Origin of the sequence: Thiorhodovibrio litoralis (assembly GCF_033954455.1) — a bacterium.
Taxonomy (GTDB): Bacteria; Pseudomonadota; Gammaproteobacteria; order Chromatiales; family Chromatiaceae; genus Thiorhodovibrio; species Thiorhodovibrio litoralis.
Genome location: NZ_CP121473.1, coordinates 4,577,731 through 4,594,957 on the forward strand (window position 1 = coordinate 4,577,731; position 17,227 = coordinate 4,594,957).

19 protein-coding genes are annotated in these 17,227 nt (G+C 61.8%); 3 read left to right on the plus strand and 16 right to left on the minus strand.

What is annotated here, in order from left to right:
• The first annotated feature begins 62 nt into the window (after nucleotides 1–62).
• Entirely contained in the window at nucleotides 63–344 is a 282-nt protein-coding gene (locus Thiosp_RS20875; protein ID WP_201063696.1) for a segregation and condensation protein A, read from the plus strand.
• A gap of 156 nt (nucleotides 345–500) precedes the next feature.
• Here Thiosp_RS20875 and pufA (Thiosp_RS20880) read toward each other — a convergent pair whose 3' ends face one another.
• The 15 genes from pufA (Thiosp_RS20880) to Thiosp_RS20950 form a co-directional block, all read right to left on the minus strand.
• Nucleotides 501–644 (minus strand): light-harvesting antenna LH1, alpha subunit, encoded by a 144-nt coding sequence (gene pufA / locus Thiosp_RS20880; protein ID WP_201063693.1) that lies wholly within the window; start codon nucleotides 642–644, stop codon nucleotides 501–503.
• A gap of 71 nt (nucleotides 645–715) precedes the next feature.
• Nucleotides 716–856: a light-harvesting antenna LH1, beta subunit gene (pufB, locus tag Thiosp_RS20885; RefSeq protein ID WP_201063680.1), complete on the minus strand. Its 141-nt coding sequence runs from the start codon at nucleotides 854–856 to the stop codon at nucleotides 716–718.
• Between the two features lie 179 nt (nucleotides 857–1,035).
• Nucleotides 1,036–1,269: a light-harvesting antenna LH1, alpha subunit gene (gene pufA / locus Thiosp_RS20890; protein WP_242518263.1), complete on the minus strand. Its 234-nt coding sequence runs from the start codon at nucleotides 1,267–1,269 to the stop codon at nucleotides 1,036–1,038.
• 101 nt (nucleotides 1,270–1,370) lie between these two features.
• Nucleotides 1,371–1,511, minus strand: coding sequence for a light-harvesting antenna LH1, beta subunit (gene pufB / locus Thiosp_RS20895; RefSeq protein ID WP_201063691.1), 141 nt, complete (start codon nucleotides 1,509–1,511; stop codon nucleotides 1,371–1,373).
• Nucleotides 1,512–1,602: 91 nt separating this feature from the next.
• Nucleotides 1,603–2,799 carry a photosynthetic reaction center cytochrome PufC gene (pufC, locus tag Thiosp_RS20900; RefSeq protein ID WP_201063689.1) on the minus strand — a complete coding sequence of 399 codons (1,197 nt, stop codon included), beginning with the start codon at nucleotides 2,797–2,799 and terminating at the stop codon, nucleotides 1,603–1,605.
• The gene (pufM, locus tag Thiosp_RS20905; RefSeq protein WP_201063687.1) at nucleotides 2,796–3,770 is read right to left on the minus strand and encodes a photosynthetic reaction center subunit M; all 975 of its coding nucleotides are present in this window, start codon (nucleotides 3,768–3,770) and stop codon (nucleotides 2,796–2,798) included. The genes pufC and pufM overlap by 4 nt, the downstream gene beginning before the upstream one ends.
• Nucleotides 3,771–3,785: 15 nt before the next feature.
• Nucleotides 3,786–4,607 carry a photosynthetic reaction center subunit L gene (gene pufL, locus Thiosp_RS20910; protein WP_201063684.1) on the minus strand — a complete coding sequence of 274 codons (822 nt, stop codon included), beginning with the start codon at nucleotides 4,605–4,607 and terminating at the stop codon, nucleotides 3,786–3,788.
• 123 nt (nucleotides 4,608–4,730) lie between these two features.
• Nucleotides 4,731–4,934, minus strand: a complete 204-nt coding sequence (gene pufA / locus Thiosp_RS20915; protein WP_201063682.1) for a light-harvesting antenna LH1, alpha subunit — start codon at nucleotides 4,932–4,934, stop codon at nucleotides 4,731–4,733.
• A gap of 101 nt (nucleotides 4,935–5,035) precedes the next feature.
• Nucleotides 5,036–5,176: a light-harvesting antenna LH1, beta subunit gene (pufB, locus tag Thiosp_RS20920; protein ID WP_201063680.1), complete on the minus strand. Its 141-nt coding sequence runs from the start codon at nucleotides 5,174–5,176 to the stop codon at nucleotides 5,036–5,038.
• A 249-nt stretch (nucleotides 5,177–5,425) separates the two neighbouring features.
• Nucleotides 5,426–6,922: a chlorophyllide a reductase subunit Z gene (gene bchZ / locus Thiosp_RS20925; protein ID WP_201063804.1), complete on the minus strand. Its 1,497-nt coding sequence runs from the start codon at nucleotides 6,920–6,922 to the stop codon at nucleotides 5,426–5,428.
• Nucleotides 6,922–8,442, minus strand: a complete 1,521-nt coding sequence (gene bchY, locus Thiosp_RS20930) for a chlorophyllide a reductase subunit Y (protein ID WP_201063678.1) — start codon at nucleotides 8,440–8,442, stop codon at nucleotides 6,922–6,924. Before bchY ends, bchZ begins: the two co-directional genes overlap by 1 nt.
• Nucleotides 8,443–8,475: 33 nt before the next feature.
• Nucleotides 8,476–9,432, minus strand: coding sequence for a chlorophyllide a reductase iron protein subunit X (locus Thiosp_RS20935; protein WP_201063799.1), 957 nt, complete (start codon nucleotides 9,430–9,432; stop codon nucleotides 8,476–8,478).
• A gap of 16 nt (nucleotides 9,433–9,448) precedes the next feature.
• Entirely contained in the window at nucleotides 9,449–10,399 is a 951-nt protein-coding gene (bchC, locus tag Thiosp_RS20940; RefSeq protein ID WP_201063670.1) for a chlorophyll synthesis pathway protein BchC, read from the minus strand.
• Between the two features lie 216 nt (nucleotides 10,400–10,615).
• A complete protein-coding gene (locus tag Thiosp_RS20945) occupies nucleotides 10,616–11,746 on the minus strand; it encodes a methyltransferase (protein WP_201063668.1) in 1,131 nt (376 codons plus the stop codon).
• A gap of 78 nt (nucleotides 11,747–11,824) precedes the next feature.
• A complete protein-coding gene (locus Thiosp_RS20950) occupies nucleotides 11,825–12,700 on the minus strand; it encodes a polyprenyl synthetase family protein (protein ID WP_201063791.1) in 876 nt (291 codons plus the stop codon).
• Between the two features lie 407 nt (nucleotides 12,701–13,107).
• Here Thiosp_RS20950 and crtD point away from each other — a divergent pair, with 407 nt between their 5' ends.
• Together crtD and Thiosp_RS20960 are read left to right on the plus strand one after the other, a co-directional pair.
• The gene (gene crtD, locus Thiosp_RS20955) at nucleotides 13,108–14,676 is read left to right on the plus strand and encodes a 1-hydroxycarotenoid 3,4-desaturase CrtD (RefSeq protein ID WP_201063666.1); all 1,569 of its coding nucleotides are present in this window, start codon (nucleotides 13,108–13,110) and stop codon (nucleotides 14,674–14,676) included.
• Nucleotides 14,677–14,831: 155 nt separating this feature from the next.
• Nucleotides 14,832–15,557 (plus strand): carotenoid 1,2-hydratase, encoded by a 726-nt coding sequence (locus tag Thiosp_RS20960; RefSeq protein ID WP_242518257.1) that lies wholly within the window; start codon nucleotides 14,832–14,834, stop codon nucleotides 15,555–15,557.
• A 21-nt stretch (nucleotides 15,558–15,578) separates the two neighbouring features.
• On the opposite strand, the gene Thiosp_RS20965 is transcribed toward Thiosp_RS20960, so the two are convergent.
• Nucleotides 15,579–17,168 (minus strand): HDOD domain-containing protein, encoded by a 1,590-nt coding sequence (locus Thiosp_RS20965; RefSeq protein WP_201063664.1) that lies wholly within the window; start codon nucleotides 17,166–17,168, stop codon nucleotides 15,579–15,581.
• Nucleotides 17,169–17,227: the final 59 nt, after the last annotated feature.

The window sequence follows — 17,227 nt, forward strand, 5'->3', positions numbered from 1 at the left end:
GCCGTAACGCGTCTATTCAATTTCTCAATTTCTCCCTTAGCCTCTGCACTCAGGAGACCCACATGCCTGAACTCAGTCAGGAACAGCAAATACTGATCGCCATGCGCAAAACACTGGCGTCGGTCATCAAAGACGTCACCCCACCCCCGGGCATGAAACACCCGCTCTCCGAAAGCACCATCGAGGACGTGCGCCAATGCTTCGCGCTAATTTCCGCGCGGGAAAAGGAACTGGCCGATCTTGATGGCCGCGGCGGCGAACGCCCTTATTACCCCGATCAGGAACAATCAGCCCAGGTCATTCCGGTGACGTCGCTCGGCAAGAAACCGCGCGACATTCATTGAGCACTGGGCGCGGCATCAACTTTTTCAGGGCCAAAAAAAAACAGCGGTAACCGCTGCTTTTTAGGTGACCGAGCCGCGAATCAGCAGCGAAACACTTCGCTCGCTGTCGCGGCTTGATTGGATGATCTTTTTTCGAGCAGTGTCCCGCGCCTGGCGTCAAAGAGGCGGAATGCCGTCGCTCAGCCAGTTCAAATCGGTGCCGAGCAGAATCAGATGGATCAGCAACCCGAGCATCAGCTGAAAAGCCACGACGGCGATCAGCGTTCTGCGAGGATCAAGGATCTGCCACATTTTATGCATATCCAACTCCCAGTTAAGAAGTCTGGGTTATTCGCAAAAAGAAAGACGGGACGCGTCCTCCTTCCGGTCAATTACAGCCAGGGACGATACATCCAAGCCAGTAAGTGCGCGAAAACGACCAAACCAAAATAGGCGCTCATGCTCGCCATGAAGATACCGTGGAATTCTTTCGCTTCGGCGTCGGTCAGCCCTGTCATGCTCTTTTCAGCCATTGTCATAGCCTCTCAGGTTGCGGCGGCCTTGCGGCCGTAATTGGATTCCGCGCTTTGTTTGCTATCAGGAAGTGCTATCAGGTACGCCCGTTAAGATAACGCATCGGGCGGGACACTGACACCGCGGCAGCGAGAACTGAGTCCATCGGCTGCCGCGGCTTACCTGAACCAATGCGGGATCAGTTGATGGTACGAGTCTCAGGCATCGCCGACATCTGACCAACGGAAGCCGTAGCAGCGCCCATGTAGGAGGTCGGGATACCGTCATCCAGCCAGTTCAGATCCGAGCCCAACAGGATGAAATGGATCAGCAGTCCCAGCACCAGCTGGAAGCCCGCGATGGCAACCAGGGTACGACGCGGATCAAAGAAGGTCCAGATTTTGTACATTCCGGCCATGTTGTTAGTGCTCATAATGTTTTCTCCACATTCGAGTGCGGCAAATCCGGTAGTGACTGGATTTTAACAGCCGCGAATTATCACGTTAACGTCAAACGATCAGACTATCCGCAGCATTACAGCCAAGGACGATACATCCAAGCCAAGGCATGCGCGAAAACCACAAGCCCGAAGTAGGCGGTCATGCTGGACATGAAGATACCGTGAAATTCTTTGGCCTCGTTGTCGGACAGACCAGTCATGCTCTTTTCAGCCATGGTAGTTACCTCGTTGTTTCAGGAATCGGCCCGAGGGCCCTAATTAACCATCAATGAATGTCGGCGGTCCTTCGCCTCGATCGATCTGCCTTTAGCGCTCCGCGGGTGCCGGTGGCATGGGCGCGGGTTGATAACGCATGGGCGCCGGGACGTACTGCATCGGCGGCGCGGCTGGTGCTGCTGGCTCCGCAGCAGCTTGGTCTGCAGGCTTAGCCTCTGCAACCGGGCTTGGGGCAGCCGGGCTTGGGGCTTCTGCCGCAGTCTCGGCCGGAGCAGCCTCTGCAGCCGCGGCCTCATAAAGGGCTGGATAGTCCTTTGCCATAGGCGCACCGAACAGCGGCTTGTAAACCCCCTGGTGGCAGGTCTTGCAGTTCACTTTGAACGCATCGCCAAGAGGACCTTTCCGCGAAGCCGGCAGGACTTCGCCCAAAGGCGCAACATAGTCGTTGTTCATCTCACGCACGTGGCGAATGGCATACCAAGCCGTCGTCCGTTTCGGGGTACTCTGATCCCAAGCGTAGAAGGACCGCGAATTGTGGCAGTAGGTGCAGTTCACCCCAAGGCCGTCCATGAAATGCCCCATCAGGCTGTAAGTCCATTCCGCCTGCTTGATCGACTTGCGGTTGCCCGTTGGCAACGCGGTTTGGCCGATAATCCGAATATCCTGGTCACCCAAAAGGAAAGGCGTGAAAGGATCATAGGGCATTGAGGTGTAACCCGTGGCATAGCCGATGGTATTCTGCCCGGTCGGTGTGAAGCCGGATGGATGATCCGGTCCTGGATCAGAGGTCCACACATATTCCGGTACTGGATTGCCCCGATGGCAGGTGTAGCAGGTCACACCCGTCTGAGCCAGATGGTCGGTCCAGTTGGAGTTGGACGCCCGGGTCATCTCCAGCATACGCCGCGAAGCGATCTTGGTATAGACGCCGTCGGACTCCCACTGAACGCCTTCGTGGCAGTAGGTGCAGCCTTCTTTCGGAGCCACCCAGGTTGTCAGCGCCACCATGGTGCGGTTGAACTCATTGACCGTCAGGTCGCCGAGCACCTGGACGTTCTTGTAGACGTCCTTCGCCAAGCCGCCACCCGGAGTCGCTGCAGGAATCGCATCCGGCGCCTGATTGGCGTCGACCAGTTCCTTCAACAGGTCCGGGTTGTAGTTCTGCTGCATGGCCAAGCCACGATAGCCGTTTTGGACAATCTCGGGTGGCGGTGCCTCGCAGCCGACGATGAACGCGGTCGCCCCCAGGCTCAGGAGCGCCAGCGCATTGCGGTTACGCATCTTCATTGCGACACCCCCTGCGTCAGATAGGGATTCTCGATGGACAGCTCCGACGGGTAGGTCGGCGCGAATCCGTGCTTGACGGCCCAAAGGTACCAGTTCTCGACCACGGTGCCGGTCAGCAGGATACCCAGACCAGCGGTTATGACCGTAAAGACCGCGAACCACCAGGCCCAGCGATGGATAGACTCCATGCTGGCGTTGAAGCCCATGCACCAGCGCCACAGCAGCATTGCACGCTCGGCCGCGGTACCGCGATCAGTGATCTGATCGATCTCGCGGTCGCCGCCGTAACGCGACACGGCCAGAATGGTCCCACCGTGCATCGCAAAGAGCACCGCTGAGCCGTACAGGAAGGCGATCGACAGCGCATGGAACGGGTTGTAGTAGAAGTTCCCGTAGCGAATCGAAATAGCCGCTGTCCAGTCAAGATGCGGGAAGATGCCAAACGGAGGAGCCTCACCCCAGCTACCCATCAGGATTGGGCGAATGAAGCCCAGCGTCAGGTAGAAGAAGATCGCCGCAGCAAAGGCCCATGCCAGATGGGTACCCATGCCAAGATCAACCGCACGCTTGTAGACCCGCACCCACCACAAGAGGATGGAGAGAGTCAGGAAGAACCCGGCGATCAGCCACCAGCCACCTTCAGCAAGGGGTGGGAAGCTCAGGCCGTAAGCGGGCGGTGGTGGCTCCAGGGCTAACCAGAAGAATTCTTTAAGGAAAAGAATTGGACTCCAGTCGACCGACGCCAGCATATTGAGACCCATGATCTCAATGGCGATAAAGCCCGCGATCAGCGAAGCGATGCCCCAGCCCCCGAGATAGAGCGGACCAATCTGCGCGTCGCCAATCTTGCCGATCCAGTAATTGAAGATCGGCTTGCCAAGGCGAGGCAGACTGCCTCTCGGGAGCTCGACACCAGGGTAGCCAGGTTCGCGAACCTGCACCCTCGTGAAAATGTTTTGATATTCAGGCATTTTGGTGTCCTCAGATTACCAAATTGGGAGGTTAGGCCACCACATCCACCATTCCGGCCATCCGCGCGTCCAGAAGGGACCGGTCAGCACGATGCAGACCGCGCTCCAGAAAGCAGCGTTGATCGCAAGGAACAGACCGAGGCGATGGATGCCCAACGCACCGATGGAATAACCAACGATGTCCCGGAAGACGGTGTTTTCATGCTCGCCTGTCTTCACCGGCTCGCCGTCGCGCGGGTTGACCACGGAAAGGATCAAAGATCCGTGCATCGCCAGCGCCAGGCAGTTGGTGAAGAAGAAGCTGATCGCCAGCATATGCGCCGGGTTGTAATGGAAGTGCAGCGTTTGGTAGCCGATATTGGAAACCCAATCGAGGTGACTGAAGATTCCGTAAGGGAAACCATGTCCCCAAGCACCAAGCAACACTGGACGAATCACAACCAGGGTGACATAGGCCAGGATGGCAAACGAAAAGGCGAAGGGTACATGGAGCCCAATGCCCAGCTTCCGGCAAATCTCAACTTGTCTGAGCGCCCAGGACACAAAGGCCCCGATTGCACAGATGGTAATAAACTGCCAGAGACCACCTTCTCTCAGTGGTGCAACACCTAACCCAACATCCAGGTTCGGCGGAGCAATACTGATTGCCCAGAGATTCCAGGTCGGCCCAAGAGCCGCACCGTAAATGATAAGCAGGGTACCGAGGGTCGCGAAGAAAACCGTCGACACACCGAAGAAGCCGACATAAAACGGCCCCACCCAGAAGTCGAACAGATCTCCCCCGACCAGCGTCCCACCGCGTACGCGGTATTTTTTTTCAAAACTCAGCATGGCCATCGTTAATTCCTCTGCTGGGGAGACACCATGACCTGCTGCCTCCACATAGCAACTCGGATGCTGACCGGCACGTGGGCCCGGGGGGCGAGCCCGCGCGGGTCAGCACCATCCGAAAAGGCCTTCTTATTTGTTCTGGGGCGCTGCCGATGCAGCCTGTGCCTGATAAGTCACAGGCACGCCGTCGTCCAGCCAGTTGAGGTCGGTGCTGAGCAGGATCATGTGGATCCCAAGACCCAAAACGATCTGAAAAACGCCAAGAGCGACCAGGACCTGAGCAGGATTGATCAGCAGCCAAACTTTGTGCAGGTTTTGCAGGCTTTCGTTCATCTTGATATCTCCAAATTTGGTGTAAGGCGCTGCCTAGAAGCAGCATCAGAAAAAAGGTCCGGCGGGCTCGCGATGAGCTCCCGTTATGCTGAAGGAGCGGATTACAGCCAGGGGCGATACATCCAAGCCAGCAGATGGGCGAAAACCACCAAGCCGAAGTAGGCGCTCATGCTAGCCATGAAGATGCCATGGAATTCTTTTGCTTCAGCGTCGGTCAGACCGGTCATTGATTTTTCAGCCATGAGTAAATCCTCCGAAGAGATTTAAGTGTTAAGCCTTGCGGCTGTCAGCGCGCCCGCGGCGCACCATAACGGGCGTCGAGGCAAGCAGATGCCCCAACAGACCAGAGGTCCGGTTGCCCGGACGACTATGTGCTTCCTGGGTGCACAAAAACGCGACTAGCACCTCTGAAGCGCGAAATGCGTCGGCACCCCGGACATACGAAGTCCCGAAAACCGAACACAAAGCTTTTAGCTGGCTCGCGGCTTTTTTCATGCCACGGCCTCCTGATTCATCGCCGAGCCCGCTTGTGCGACATGCTCGGCTGTTACTCGATCTTCACCCGCGCTGCGCGCTGCGCGCTCGGCCGCGTCGCGCAGCCGCTTGGCAGCGGAGATGCGCACCAGAACGGGCGCTGATTCCAGCATCTCGTCGAGCTTGCGCTTGGCATCGCTCTCCCACGGCAGCTCGCGGTGGCGCTCGCTGCCGGCGCGGGCAAGAGTCCCTTCGACCCGGTCAAGGTCCGTACCCAGGGGCAAAATATTAAAGAGCGCATCAAAGAGCGCGTTGCAGACTTCCTGCACTAGATAGGTCGCGCCCGAGAAGCCCATGAAGGGCGTGCCGGTGTGGCGGCGCACCAGGGTGCCGGGCAGCGAGGCCGGGATGAAAGCCGCGCGTCCGCCGGCCTCGGCCAGATACATGCGCTCGTTGTAGCCGCCGAAGACCACCAGCGGAGTCTTGCCACGCACCGCCTCGCGCGTGGCAGCGTTATCGGTCTTGACCCCGGGGCGACGCGCGATGGCGAAATGACAGGGCATGCCGAGCTCGTCTTCGAGGTAATGGCGCACGCCACGGCTGTAGGTCTCGGTCGCGGCGATGCCGAAGCTCGCGGTGCCGAAGAAATCTTGCGTTACTGAGCGCCACAGGTCCCAGATGGGCTTGATGGTGGTGTGCTTCTCGCGCTCAATGAAAGGCTCGGGGTCGAGACCCAGAAGTTCACCAAGCTTGCGCAAAAAGGCGACAGTGCTGTGCAGGCCGATGGGCGCTTGCAGGAAGGGCTTCTCGAGCGCCTCGCACAGCTTGCGACCATACTCACGGTACATGCAGATGTTTACATCCGCATCGGCCAGGCGCGGAATCTCATCGAGGTGCGCACCCAGCGGGAAAATCATGTTGATCTCGGCGCCCATGCCCTCGACCAAGCGACGCACCTCGGCCAGATCGGAAGCGGTGTTAAAGCAGCCATAGGCCGGGCCGATGATATTGACGCTTGGCTTGGCCGCCGTCTCGTTGGCGATCTTGCCCTTGCCCTTTTGGTTGGCGGCCTTGCCTTTGGCACGCTTGCCTTTGGCGCCGAACTGCGTCCACAACCAGAAGATGGCACGATCCGCGCTCTGCCACTGATCTTCATCAATGGTACGCGGCAAGAAACGCTGAATATTGGTACCAGCCGGGGTCACGCCGCCGCCGATCATCTCGGCGATGGAGCCGGTCACGACAACAGCGGGCTGCTTTGGATCGAGCGTGGCGAAGGCGCGCTTCATGGCCTGCTCGGTGCCTTCCTGGCCGAGCTCTTCCTCGCCCAAGCCAGTGACAACCACCGGCAGTTCATGCGGCGGCAGCGCATCGGTGTAGTGCAGCACCGCCGTCACTGGCAGATTCTCACAGCCGACGGGGCCGTCGATGATGACTTGCAGGCCCTTGACCGCAGTGAAAACATACACTGCGCCCCAGTAGCCGCCCGCGCGATCGAGGTCGAGCACCAACATCAGTGTGCCCCCCCAACTGCTGTCATGGGAGCCGAAGAAGCGCCAAGCGGCATCTGCGGCCAAACTCCAGCGCTCGCGCCCGTGCCCACGCCTTTGAAGAAGTCGGTCATGCGATCGAAACGCGGCTTACTCGCCAGCGCGGCATTGACCACTTGGGCCAGCGAGCCGGCACCAGCCGCTCCGATCAGCGGACGTGCCGAGATCAGGTTGGTGAAATAGAGCGCCGGGATGGATTGCTCTTTGGCATGCTGCACCACAGGCGTGGTGCCGATGGCCAGATCGGGCTTAATGGCATCAACGGCGGACTTATCCTGCTCCAGCGAGGCGCGGAAGCGAACCTTAACGCCCTTGGACTCAAGCCATTCCCGATCGGCATCGGCCCAACGGGTGCGACCGGTCGCGGTGCCAACGTAGGGCACGTTCGCGCCGCTTTCGACCAGCAGGCGGGCGACCAGCAACTCCGAGCCCTCGTAGCCCGAGACGGTGATGGTTCCATTGATCGGCGCCCCGGACAGCGCGCCTTTGATGGCGGGCAGCACGGCATTCTTGGCGGCGGCGACCAAATCGGCCTTGATGTTGCAGGCCTCGCCTACTGCGTTCAGCCAGGCTTCGGTGCCGTCGTGACCAACAGGCGCGGAGCCGATGATGGGGCGACCAGCCTGCTCAAACTCGCGGATGGAGGCAACATAGTAGGGGTGGATCGCAGCCACGGCGGCGCAGTCGAGCGCCCCATAGAGCTCGCGCCATTCGCGCGTCGGCAACACGGGACCGGCGGCCAGACCCAGCGGCTCGAGCAGCATGCCGATGCCGACCGGATCAGCCGGGAACATCTCACCAAGCAGCGTAATGGTGGGCTTCTCGCTGCGACCACCGCGCGGAGCCTGCACCGGGCCGGTTTCGGCCTCGCTACGAGCGCGGTTGAGCATGGCGCCGCAGAGCACGTCTTTTGCCTCAGCATGCGTGGGGACGCCAAAGCCGGGCACATCGATGCCGATCACGCGCACGCCATTGATGGACTGAGGCAACAGGCGCAGCGGGACGCCAGAGGCGGTCGGCACGCACAGGTTCATCACCACGATGGCGTCGTATTGCTCAGGATCGGCCAGTTGCTCGACCGCATCGCGCAGATCCTCGAACACCTTGCCGGTGACCAGGGTTTCCGAGTCAAAAGGTACATAGCCGACGCTGCGCTTCGCCCCATAGAAATGGGAGGTGAAGCTCAGGCCATAGACACAGCATGCCGAGCCGCAGAGAACGGAGGCGGTGCGACGCATGCGCAGACCGATCCGCAGCGAACCAAAGGCCGGACACATGGTCTGCGGCCGATCATGAGGTCCAGCAGGATAGTCGGCAGCAAAGCGCTCTAGCAGCTCGCTCTGACCCGAAGCCTCCGCGGCACGGCGTAAATGGTGCTCGCTCGCATTAGGGCCCGCATGACAGCCGCCAGCGGACGCGGCCGAGATCTGGTCTGGAACCAGCTCGGGGGCGCGCAGCGCTTGGTTGTCGATTGGGCGAAGCATAATAGTTCGTTGCGAGTGTTTAGTGGTTAGTGACTAGGCGTCGTCGTAGATGACTTCTAGCGAGGGCTTGACGATCTTCTTAACGCTGCACATGTCTTCAGGTTTGGCCGGCTCGAGCACCACGTTGCGACCGACGGCGTCGCTGGCAAAGAGGCTCAGGAGATCCTCGTGCGCCAGGGGCTTGGTACGGAGCGGCGGCGCGGCGGCGACTTGCTCGGCCAGACCTTTGAACAAGCCAGCCCAGGGGCTGTCGAGCTTGCCGATGATCTGATAGGCGGCGCTCTTGCGGCGGATATCGTCGTCCTGCGGGATATCGGCCAAGACCGGAATGCCGACATTCTTGGCAAATTGCTGAGCCTCGCCAGTGCCATCGTCTTTGTTGATGACCATGCCGGCGACGCCGACATTGCCACCGAGCCCACGGAAGTACTCGACCGCGGAGCAGACGTTGTTGGCCACATAGAGGGATTGCAGATCGTTGGAAGCGACCAGCATCACCTTCTGGCACATATCGCGTGCGATCGGCAGGCCGAAGCCCCCGCAGACCACGTCGCCGAGAAAATCGAGCAGGACGTAGTCGAAATCCCAATCGTGAAAGCCCAGACTCTCGAGCAGCTCGAAACCATGAATGATGCCGCGCCCACCGCAACCACGACCGACCTCGGGACCGCCTAGTTCCATCGCGAACACACCGTCGCGCTTGAAGCAGACATCGCCGATCTCGACCGGCTCGCCGGCGAGCTTCTTTTTGCTTGAGGTCTCGATGATGGTCGGGCAGGAGCGACCGCCGAACAGCAGGGTGGCGGTATCGCTTTTCGGGTCGCAGCCGAGCAGCAAAACTTTCTTGCCAAGCTGGGCGAACATGTAGGACAGGTTAGCGAGCGTGAAGCTCTTGCCGATCCCGCCCTTGCCATAGATAGCTATGATCTCGGGGCGCTTGGATGCGCTGCCGCCGCCGGATTCGGGCATACCAGAAGGCTGCTCGGGCATTAAATGACTGCCGGCATTAAACATCGACATGCCTCCAGTCGAGAATCATTTTCAGGCAGCTCGGGTCGGAGAACGCGGTGACATAAGCCTCGTCCGCCTGCTCCGCTGGCATCCTGTGTGTAATCAGCTCGTCGAAGGACAGGCGCCCAGACTCGATCAGCTGCTTCACGGCGATCAGGTCCGGCTCTTTGAACTCGGCGGCGACCCGCAAGCGCAGTTCACGCATGAAAGCCGGCGGGAAATCGAACGACAAAGGCGCTTCATAAAAGCCGGCGAGCACGATCTCGCCGCCGGGAGCTAGACGACCGATCAGGGTATCAAGCAGCTTGCTGTCGCCGCTAACATCGCAGATGCAGCGATAATCGCGGCGCTCGTCTTGTTCGGGGTCGATGACCTGATAGCCCTCGGCACCGCTGGTGCGAGCGGGATTGCGCTCCCACACCACGGGTGCGGCACCATGAGCAACCGCGAGGCGCGCCAGCAGCCGACCGAGCACACCGTGGCCGATGATCAAGTCTGGCTGCTGGCCTTGCGGCCCGGTGACGTGATAGGCCGTTGCTGCCAGGGCCATCAATACGCCCTGCTCGCCAAGACCGGCTGGCAGGGTAATCAAACGGCTACCGGGTGCAACAATGCGCGCTGCCGCGCCACCAAAGAGGCCAGCCACATCACCGTAACAGCGCGCGCCGGGGACAAACACCAGCTCGCCCTCGACACGGCCGCTCTCCTCACCCGCGGCCACGACTTGGCCGACGGACTCATAGCCTGGCACCAAGGGATAGGCCAGACCGGGAAAAGGCGGCATCCGACCGGACCAGAGCAGACGCTCGGTGCCGGTGCTGATGCCGCTCCAGTGAATGTCCACGACACAGTCAGCCGGGCTCGGCGGGGTCAGGTCCAAACGCCTGACCGCGAGCTGTTCCGGCTGCTCTAGAACGACCGCTAAGGTGTTCATGTCAATGGGCATAGTCACTAGAAACCGACATTTAGCCGCGAGAACCAAGGGTAAAAACCGATTGACCCCGCGATGGAGTTGACCTGCGAACCTCGCCGTGCGCCTGTCCTGCCGAAGGCAGAGATCACATCAGGCACTGATAAAAGAGAGGGGCAGCCAACATTGGGAAACTAGGTGTCAGTTTAGCCTGACTAGTGAGCATGTCAAGCCTGATTTACACTTCGACTGTCAATTTGCCTTGGCAGTCATCACCCGTGTTTGCATCGGCCGTCGCGTCCGATGCAGCCGCACCGCGGAAAAGCCCGCGGCCTTGAGCATGGCCTTGAGCTCGCGCGGGGGGCGTGGCCGGCCGCTGCCCATGGCAAAAAGATAGAGACCGAAGTAGGCATCGCCGATCGGCTCGGCCCCGGGCGTCTCGGACATGGGCTCGGTTAGCAGCAAGGTGCCGCCGTCAGGCAGGGCTGCGCGCGCGGCGCGCAGCATGGTCATGGCCGCGTCATCGTCGTGGTCGTGAATCACGCGAACAAAAGAAATGATATCGGCGCCCCGCGGCAACGGGTCGCGCAGCAGATCGCCGCCGAAGGTCTCACTGCGCTCACCTAGGCCGAAGTCCCGCAACCGGGCGGCGGCGCGCTCGGCCACCGCCGGCAAGTCGAACAGCTGCAGCTTCAGATGCGGCCAGCGCTCCCCGGTGGCGATGAGGAAATTACCCTCCCCTCCGCCGACGTCGAGCAGGCAGCGGTGACCCTTGAGAGAATAGGCATCGAGCGTATCGCCGGCCACAAAGGCATGCGAGGAAGTCATCAGCTCACTGTATGAGGCAACCTCGGCATCGCCTGCCGCATCGGGTGTCTCCGCACCCGCATAGGCCCAGAAACGCTGAAGCTCTTTCTCTTTGAGCTCCCCGCGCAGCAGGGCCAGCGGATCGGTCAGATCCCGATACAGCATGCGATGATGCCGCACCATGGCCGCGATACCCGGATTGCCGAGCATGGCCGCACCATGAGGACCCAGGCCGAAACGCCCACCCATGCGCCGCTGCAATAGCCGCAGCGCCACAGCCGCGCGCAGCAGACGCTCGGCCGCCGCCGGGGGCAGATCGACCTGCGCGGCCAGTTCCTCTGACGTCATCGGCTGCTCGGCCAGGCGCTCGAACAACTCCAGGCGCACGCAGGCATCAAGAATCTGGGAATAAATAAAGCCGGCGCACAGATCAAAGAGCGCACTCGCGCGGTGCTGAGCAATCGGGCGCGTCAACGGAAAATCCGCCGCCCAGCGCTGGAACTTGGGGCTTGAGATGAGACGGTCGCGGCGCCGATAGAAGGCATCCTGCAAACGCGCAAGCAGAGTTTCCATCATTGCGGAGAACCGAACGGAAAGCGCATGACCAGGCCAGCTGGAACGCCGGTTGGCACGAGTCTATTCAGGCGCAACATCTCAGCCGGCATCCAGGCGGTCCGCCAGCTCGGCCGGCAGTAGCCGGCGCATTTCCTGGCGCACCAGCGCGGCGAGCTGCTCTTGGCCCGGGCAGGGCGGAATCCCGTCCACCGCCGCCGCGACCAGCTCACGCAGACGCCCGATTGCGCCATCCAAACCCAGCTCCGCTACAGCACTCGGGCGCCCGTGCGCCTGATCCTGCCCCTTGGGCTTACCCATGTCAGCTTCACTGACCGCGACGTCGCGCAGATCATCAGCAACCTGATAGGCCAACCCGAGCTTCTCGCCGAAGCCATACCAGGGCGCGGAATCATGCCCAGCGGCGGCAGCGCCGGCTTCGGTCGCGGCAAAAAAGAGCGCGGCAGTTTTCTGGCGATGGTATTCGGTCAGCTCCACCTCGGGCTCGCATTCCCAGGCCTGGCCGGCGACGATACCCGAGGCGATACCCACTGCGCGACCGATGATGGAGGCCAGGCGGGCAGCCCGCTCGGGATGAGAGCCCGCATTCCACGCGAGCAGCTCAAAGGCGCGCACGATCAGCCCATCCCCCACCAGCACAGCCAGCCGCTCGCCATAGGCCGCATGCACCGACGGACGCCCGCGACGGGTGGCAGCATCATCGAAACAGGGCAGATCGTCATGCACCAGGGAGGCACAATGCAGCAATTCCAGGGCGGCGGCGGCGGCGTCACTGAGCACCGGAGCATCGTCGCCGCAGGCCAACGCCACGGCAAGACACAGGCGCGGGCGGATGCGCCCACCGCCGGGGAAGACCGCATGCCGCGTCGCGGCTTCCAGCAAGGGCGGCGCGGCTTCCCCGCTGCCTTGGGCAATCGCGCGCTCGAGCGCTTGTTCGATTCGCGGCATCACATCCATCGGTAGCTGAGTCCCCTTGGTGGTGGCATTGGCGGTGGCAGCGGCTGCCGCGGGCAAGTCCCGCGTGCATCATAAAGGTGTTGCCGCATCCATGTGTCCTGTAAGATAGACAGGGTACTCAGAGGCGTCAATTGCGCGGGCCCAGCAAGGCCCGCCACAGCACTCTGCAATCCAGCCACCGCTAACTCGGATTTTCGTAGTTCCGTGTCCCCAAGCCGCCCACCAAAACGCGACCCAAATCCCCTCTCCAGCCTCCTCTTGCAGGCTCGCGCAACAGCGGCTTATGGCTGGCGCCGAACAGCAAGCCAGCTGGCACACCAACTGGCAGACCAGCCGGCAGGTCATTCACCGAACCTGGCTGAAAGATCAGCCCGTGAGCTTCAGGGCTTCAGCCCCAGGTTACGCACGTGAGCCTCGGCAGACAGTCCGAACGGGTCATTATCGTCGGCGCCGGCGTCGGCGGGCTTGCGAGTGCCATCACACTTGCAGCCCAAGGGCTTGAGGTCGAGGTGTTCGAACGCGCACCAACCCCCGGTGGCAAATTGCGCGAGGTCGCGGTCGGCGATGCCCGCATCGATGCCGGGCCCACTGTCTTTACCATGCGCTGGGTCTTTGAGGAGTTGTTCGCCGCCGCTGGCACGTCGTTGGAAGCAGAACTCCCCTTGCAGCCGGCCGAAGTCCTTGCCCGCCATGCCTGGAGTGAGCAAGAGCGGCTCGACCTGTTCGCCGATCAGCAGCGCTCGGCCGATGCGATCGGTCAGTTCGCCGGCGCGCGGGAGGCGGAAGGCTTTCTGCGTTTCACCGCTGATGCACGCGGCATCTTCAACACGCTCAAAGACGCCTTCATCACCAACACCCGCACCACGCCCGCGGGGCTAATGCAGCGGGTTGGCATCGGCGGCATCGGCGCGCTGATGAATATCCGGCCTTACTCAAAGCTGTGGCCAGTCCTCGGGGAATATTTCAAAGATCCGCGCCTGCAACAGCTGTTCGGCCGCTATGCGACCTATTGCGGCAGCTCACCCTTCCTGGCGCCAGCCACCCTGATGCTGGTCGCCCACGTCGAGCAGGAAGGAGTCTGGCTGATCGAAGGCGGCATGCACCGGCTCGCGCGCACCATGGCCGGGATCGCTGAGCGCCTCGGCGTGCGGATCAACTACTCGGCCCCGGTTGCGGAAATCCTGATCGAGCAGGGTCGCGCCCGCGGTGTGCGGTTGGACTCGGGCGAGACCCACAAAGCTGCTGCCGTGGTGCTGAATGCCGACACCGCCGCGCTCGGCGCTGGTCTGTTCGGCCATGCCGCCACGCGCGCCCTGGGCCCGACGCCGGCGGACAAGCGCTCGCTGTCGGCGCTGACCTGGAGTCTGACTGCCGAGACATCAGGCTTCCCGCTGGTGCGCCACTCGGTGTTCTTCTCGCGCGACTACCCGAAAGAGTTTCAGGATTTGCTCCAGCGACGGCGTTTGCCCCAGGAGCCAACCGTCTATATCTGCGCCCAGGACCGCAGCGACAGCGGCCAGACCACGGCAGCAGGCTACCCAGTGACCGGGCCTGAGCGCTTATTGTGCCTGGTCAATGCCCCAGCGATCGGGGACCGTCATGAATTCACATCCGCGGAGATCAACGCATGCGCCGAGCGCACTGTTGCGCTGCTCAGCCACTGTGGTCTGCAGTTGCAGATTCACCCGGAGCTGATCGAGCCCACCTCACCGACGCACTTCAACCAGCTGTTCCCGGCGAGCGGTGGCGCGCTCTATGGCCGCGCCTCCCACGGCTGGCTGGCGTCTTTCAGTCGGCCGGGGGCACACAGCAAGGTACCGGGTCTGTATCTGGCGGGCGGCAGCACCCACCCGGGGCCGGGACTGCCAATGGCGACCCTGTCCGGACGCCTGGCGGCGCAGACCCTGCTCGCGGACCTGCCTTCAATCAGCCCATCCCGAAGGATGGCTACCTCTGGTGGTACATCGACGCGCTGAGCGACGACGGCCAGCACGGGCTCACCATCATCGCGCTGCTCGGCAGCGTCTTCTCACCCTACTACGCCTGGTCACGGCGCCGTGGCCCGGCCGAGCCCGAGCGCTTCTGCGCGCTCAACGCCGTGCTCTATGGCGCGAGTGGCAAGCGCTGGGCCATGACCGAACGCGGCCACAATCGCCTGCAGCGCAGCCCTACCGAACTCAGCATCGGCCCCAGCGCCCTGCACTGGGATGGGGATGATCTGGTGATCGACATCCAGGAGACCGCGGCCCCGATTCCGCTGCCCCTGCGCGGGCAGGTGCGCGTTCACCCTCAAGCACCGACCCGCCATCTGCAGCAACTCGACCGCCAAGGCCGCCATCACTGGTGGCCGATCGCGCCCGACTCGCGTGTCAGCGTCAACCTGAGCCACCCACGCCTGTCCTGGAGCGGCGATGGCTACCTCGACAGCAACTGGGGCTCGGAACCTCTAGAGCAGGGCTTCACGGACTGGGACTGGTCGCGCGCCAAACGCCGGCAGGGCGGCGCGGCAGTGCTCTACGAGGCCAATCGCCGCGACGGCAGCAGTCTGTCACTCGCGCTGCAGGTCAACAAGGACGGCTCGGTCGAGCACTTCGAGCCGCCGGCCCGGGCACCCCTGCCAACCACACGCGTCTGGCGCATTCCGCGCGCCACCCGCAGCGAACAACCCGAGAGCGGGGAACCTCCGGTCAGAGTGATTGAAACACTCGAAGACACGCCCTTTTATGCCCGCTCCACCATCACCACCCGGCTCGTGGGCGAGCCGGTCACTGCCGTGCATGAGAGCCTCTCGCTTGATCGCTTTGCCAAGCGCTGGGTACAGATGCTGCTGCCCTTCCGCATGCCGCGCTGGACCTGAACCAGCAGAACTTTGTCGGCTTCAACGACCTCCGATCAGCCGCAGTCCGAGTGATAACTGCTGAATGAATTGGCGAAAGCTTACCTCATCCGAGGCTTCGATCGGGCGCTCCGAGCTGGCGCGGTCGCCGTAGAGGAAGCCGATGCATTTGTCGGTGAAGAGCACCGGATGAATCAGAAAATCGGCCTTGCCGACAAACTGCGCGAAAGGCCCGCGCACCAGTTTGCGATCATCGGGCGGGGAGTCGGCATGAATCCAGAACGCCCGGCGCTGACCAATAACCGCTGCCAGTAACGGGTTCATCTCTGGACGCAGACTGAAGCGGAAGCTCGCCTGCAAGCGTTCCTCGAATTCCGTCAGCACGAATTTGGCCGCCACGGCGTCCTTCTTGGTGGTCAGCAGCGCGAAAACTGTGCGATCCATCCCGATGCCACGGTGAACACCCTCAACAACTGTATTGAGCAACAGGTTGAGATCCGGCTTGCCACCGAGTTGCTCTGCCATTCGACCCAGCATCTCGAGTTGCACCACGGGGTTGGGACGCAGCAGCCCTGACATCTCATCGTCGCCGCCCGAGTCCGCCCCGCTGCCAGCATCATCCCCGGCACCCTGCTTGCCATGGGACTCGGCACCATCGATGCCATCTCCATTGATGTCATCTAGGGCCTTTTTCTCGGCCTTTTCGCGCCGCGCCCTGGCCTTGGATGTTTCCGGGATCAGCGGCGCCACCTTGGTGGCACCGAACTGCACCGCCATCTCGCGCGCCACCTCAGAGCTTTCGTGGACCTTCTCGCGCATGTCGGGAAGATTCAGCCCCATGGTGCGCGCCACCCGAGCCAGAAGCTGATGGGTTTGATTCGACTCCCAACCGCAGCGCATCGATACCTCGGCGACACGGCGGGCGGTTGCAATGCGATCGGCCAACGGACTCGACTCTGGCGCCAGTGCCTTTTGCAACGAATGCCCCAGTGACCAATGCTGCGCCAGGCGACGAGAGAGCTGGGTCATGTCGCAGCCGAAAGTGCGCTTCTCGAGACGGGTGACCTGGCTCGACTCGCCAACGGCAATTTCCGCCTTCTCGACCAGGAAGTCGTTCACCCGGGGATCGGAGCCCGAGAGCACCGCTAGTGATCCAATACGGTATAACAAACCAGCAACGAAGATTTCCGCTACCCCGTCATCCTGTGCCATCCGCGCCAAGGTTTGCGACTGGGTCGCGGTATGAAACGCCAGCGCCATCTCCTCGAGCAAGGCATCACGACTCTGGCCGCGCAGGACTTGTTCGATCACGCTGAGCGAAATGGCCAGATCGCGCACCGCGTCGAAGCCAAGCAGCACCACGCCGCGATCAACCGTCTGGATATTACCGTGACTGCTCGGAAACAGTGGACTATTGGCCAGCTTGACCAGACGCGCGGCCATGGCCGCATCCTTGGAGATGGCGCTGGAGAGCTTCCAGGCGCTGGCTTCCGGATCATCGGCGATCCGATTCACCTCGCTCACGGTGCGCGCAAAGGCAGGCAGCTCGGTATCAGTGAGGAAATTGGTCCAGGCATTGAGCGTCGTGGGTAAGGCACGACCTGAACCTGCGCCGCGATCTAAAGGTGCCATCGTCATCTCCCGACCCGTCGGCGCCCGCGCACCCGGAATTCGCGGCTGAACCAAACAAA

Bases quoted from the DNA above. Each gene is read 5' to 3' on its own strand.
- Thiosp_RS20875 (WP_201063696.1), top strand. From the start codon at position 63: ATGCCTGAACTCAGTCAGGAACAGCAAATACTGATCGCCATGCGCAAA.
- pufA (WP_201063693.1), bottom strand. From the start codon at position 644: ATGCATAAAATGTGGCAGATCCTTGATCCTCGCAGAACGCTGATCGCC.
- pufB (WP_201063680.1), bottom strand. From the start codon at position 856: ATGGCTGAAAAGAGCATGACAGGGCTGACCGACGCCGAAGCGAAAGAA.
- pufA (WP_242518263.1), bottom strand. From the start codon at position 1,269: ATGAGCACTAACAACATGGCCGGAATGTACAAAATCTGGACCTTCTTT.
- pufB (WP_201063691.1), bottom strand. From the start codon at position 1,511: ATGGCTGAAAAGAGCATGACTGGTCTGTCCGACAACGAGGCCAAAGAA.
- pufC (WP_201063689.1), bottom strand. From the start codon at position 2,799: ATGAAGATGCGTAACCGCAATGCGCTGGCGCTCCTGAGCCTGGGGGCG.
- pufM (WP_201063687.1), bottom strand. From the start codon at position 3,770: ATGCCTGAATATCAAAACATTTTCACGAGGGTGCAGGTTCGCGAACCT.
- pufL (WP_201063684.1), bottom strand. From the start codon at position 4,607: ATGGCCATGCTGAGTTTTGAAAAAAAATACCGCGTACGCGGTGGGACG.
- pufA (WP_201063682.1), bottom strand. From the start codon at position 4,934: ATGAACGAAAGCCTGCAAAACCTGCACAAAGTTTGGCTGCTGATCAAT.
- pufB (WP_201063680.1), bottom strand. From the start codon at position 5,176: ATGGCTGAAAAATCAATGACCGGTCTGACCGACGCTGAAGCAAAAGAA.
- bchZ (WP_201063804.1), bottom strand. From the start codon at position 6,922: ATGTTGGTGCTCGACCTCGATCGCGCGGGCGGCTACTGGGGCGCAGTG.
- bchY (WP_201063678.1), bottom strand. From the start codon at position 8,442: ATGCTTCGCCCAATCGACAACCAAGCGCTGCGCGCCCCCGAGCTGGTT.
- Thiosp_RS20935 (WP_201063799.1), bottom strand. From the start codon at position 9,432: ATGCCCGAGCAGCCTTCTGGTATGCCCGAATCCGGCGGCGGCAGCGCA.
- bchC (WP_201063670.1), bottom strand. From the start codon at position 10,399: ATGCCCATTGACATGAACACCTTAGCGGTCGTTCTAGAGCAGCCGGAA.
- Thiosp_RS20945 (WP_201063668.1), bottom strand. From the start codon at position 11,746: ATGATGGAAACTCTGCTTGCGCGTTTGCAGGATGCCTTCTATCGGCGC.
- Thiosp_RS20950 (WP_201063791.1), bottom strand. From the start codon at position 12,700: ATGGATGTGATGCCGCGAATCGAACAAGCGCTCGAGCGCGCGATTGCC.
- Thiosp_RS20960 (WP_242518257.1), top strand. From the start codon at position 14,832: ATGACCGAACGCGGCCACAATCGCCTGCAGCGCAGCCCTACCGAACTC.
- Thiosp_RS20965 (WP_201063664.1), bottom strand. From the start codon at position 17,168: ATGGCACCTTTAGATCGCGGCGCAGGTTCAGGTCGTGCCTTACCCACG.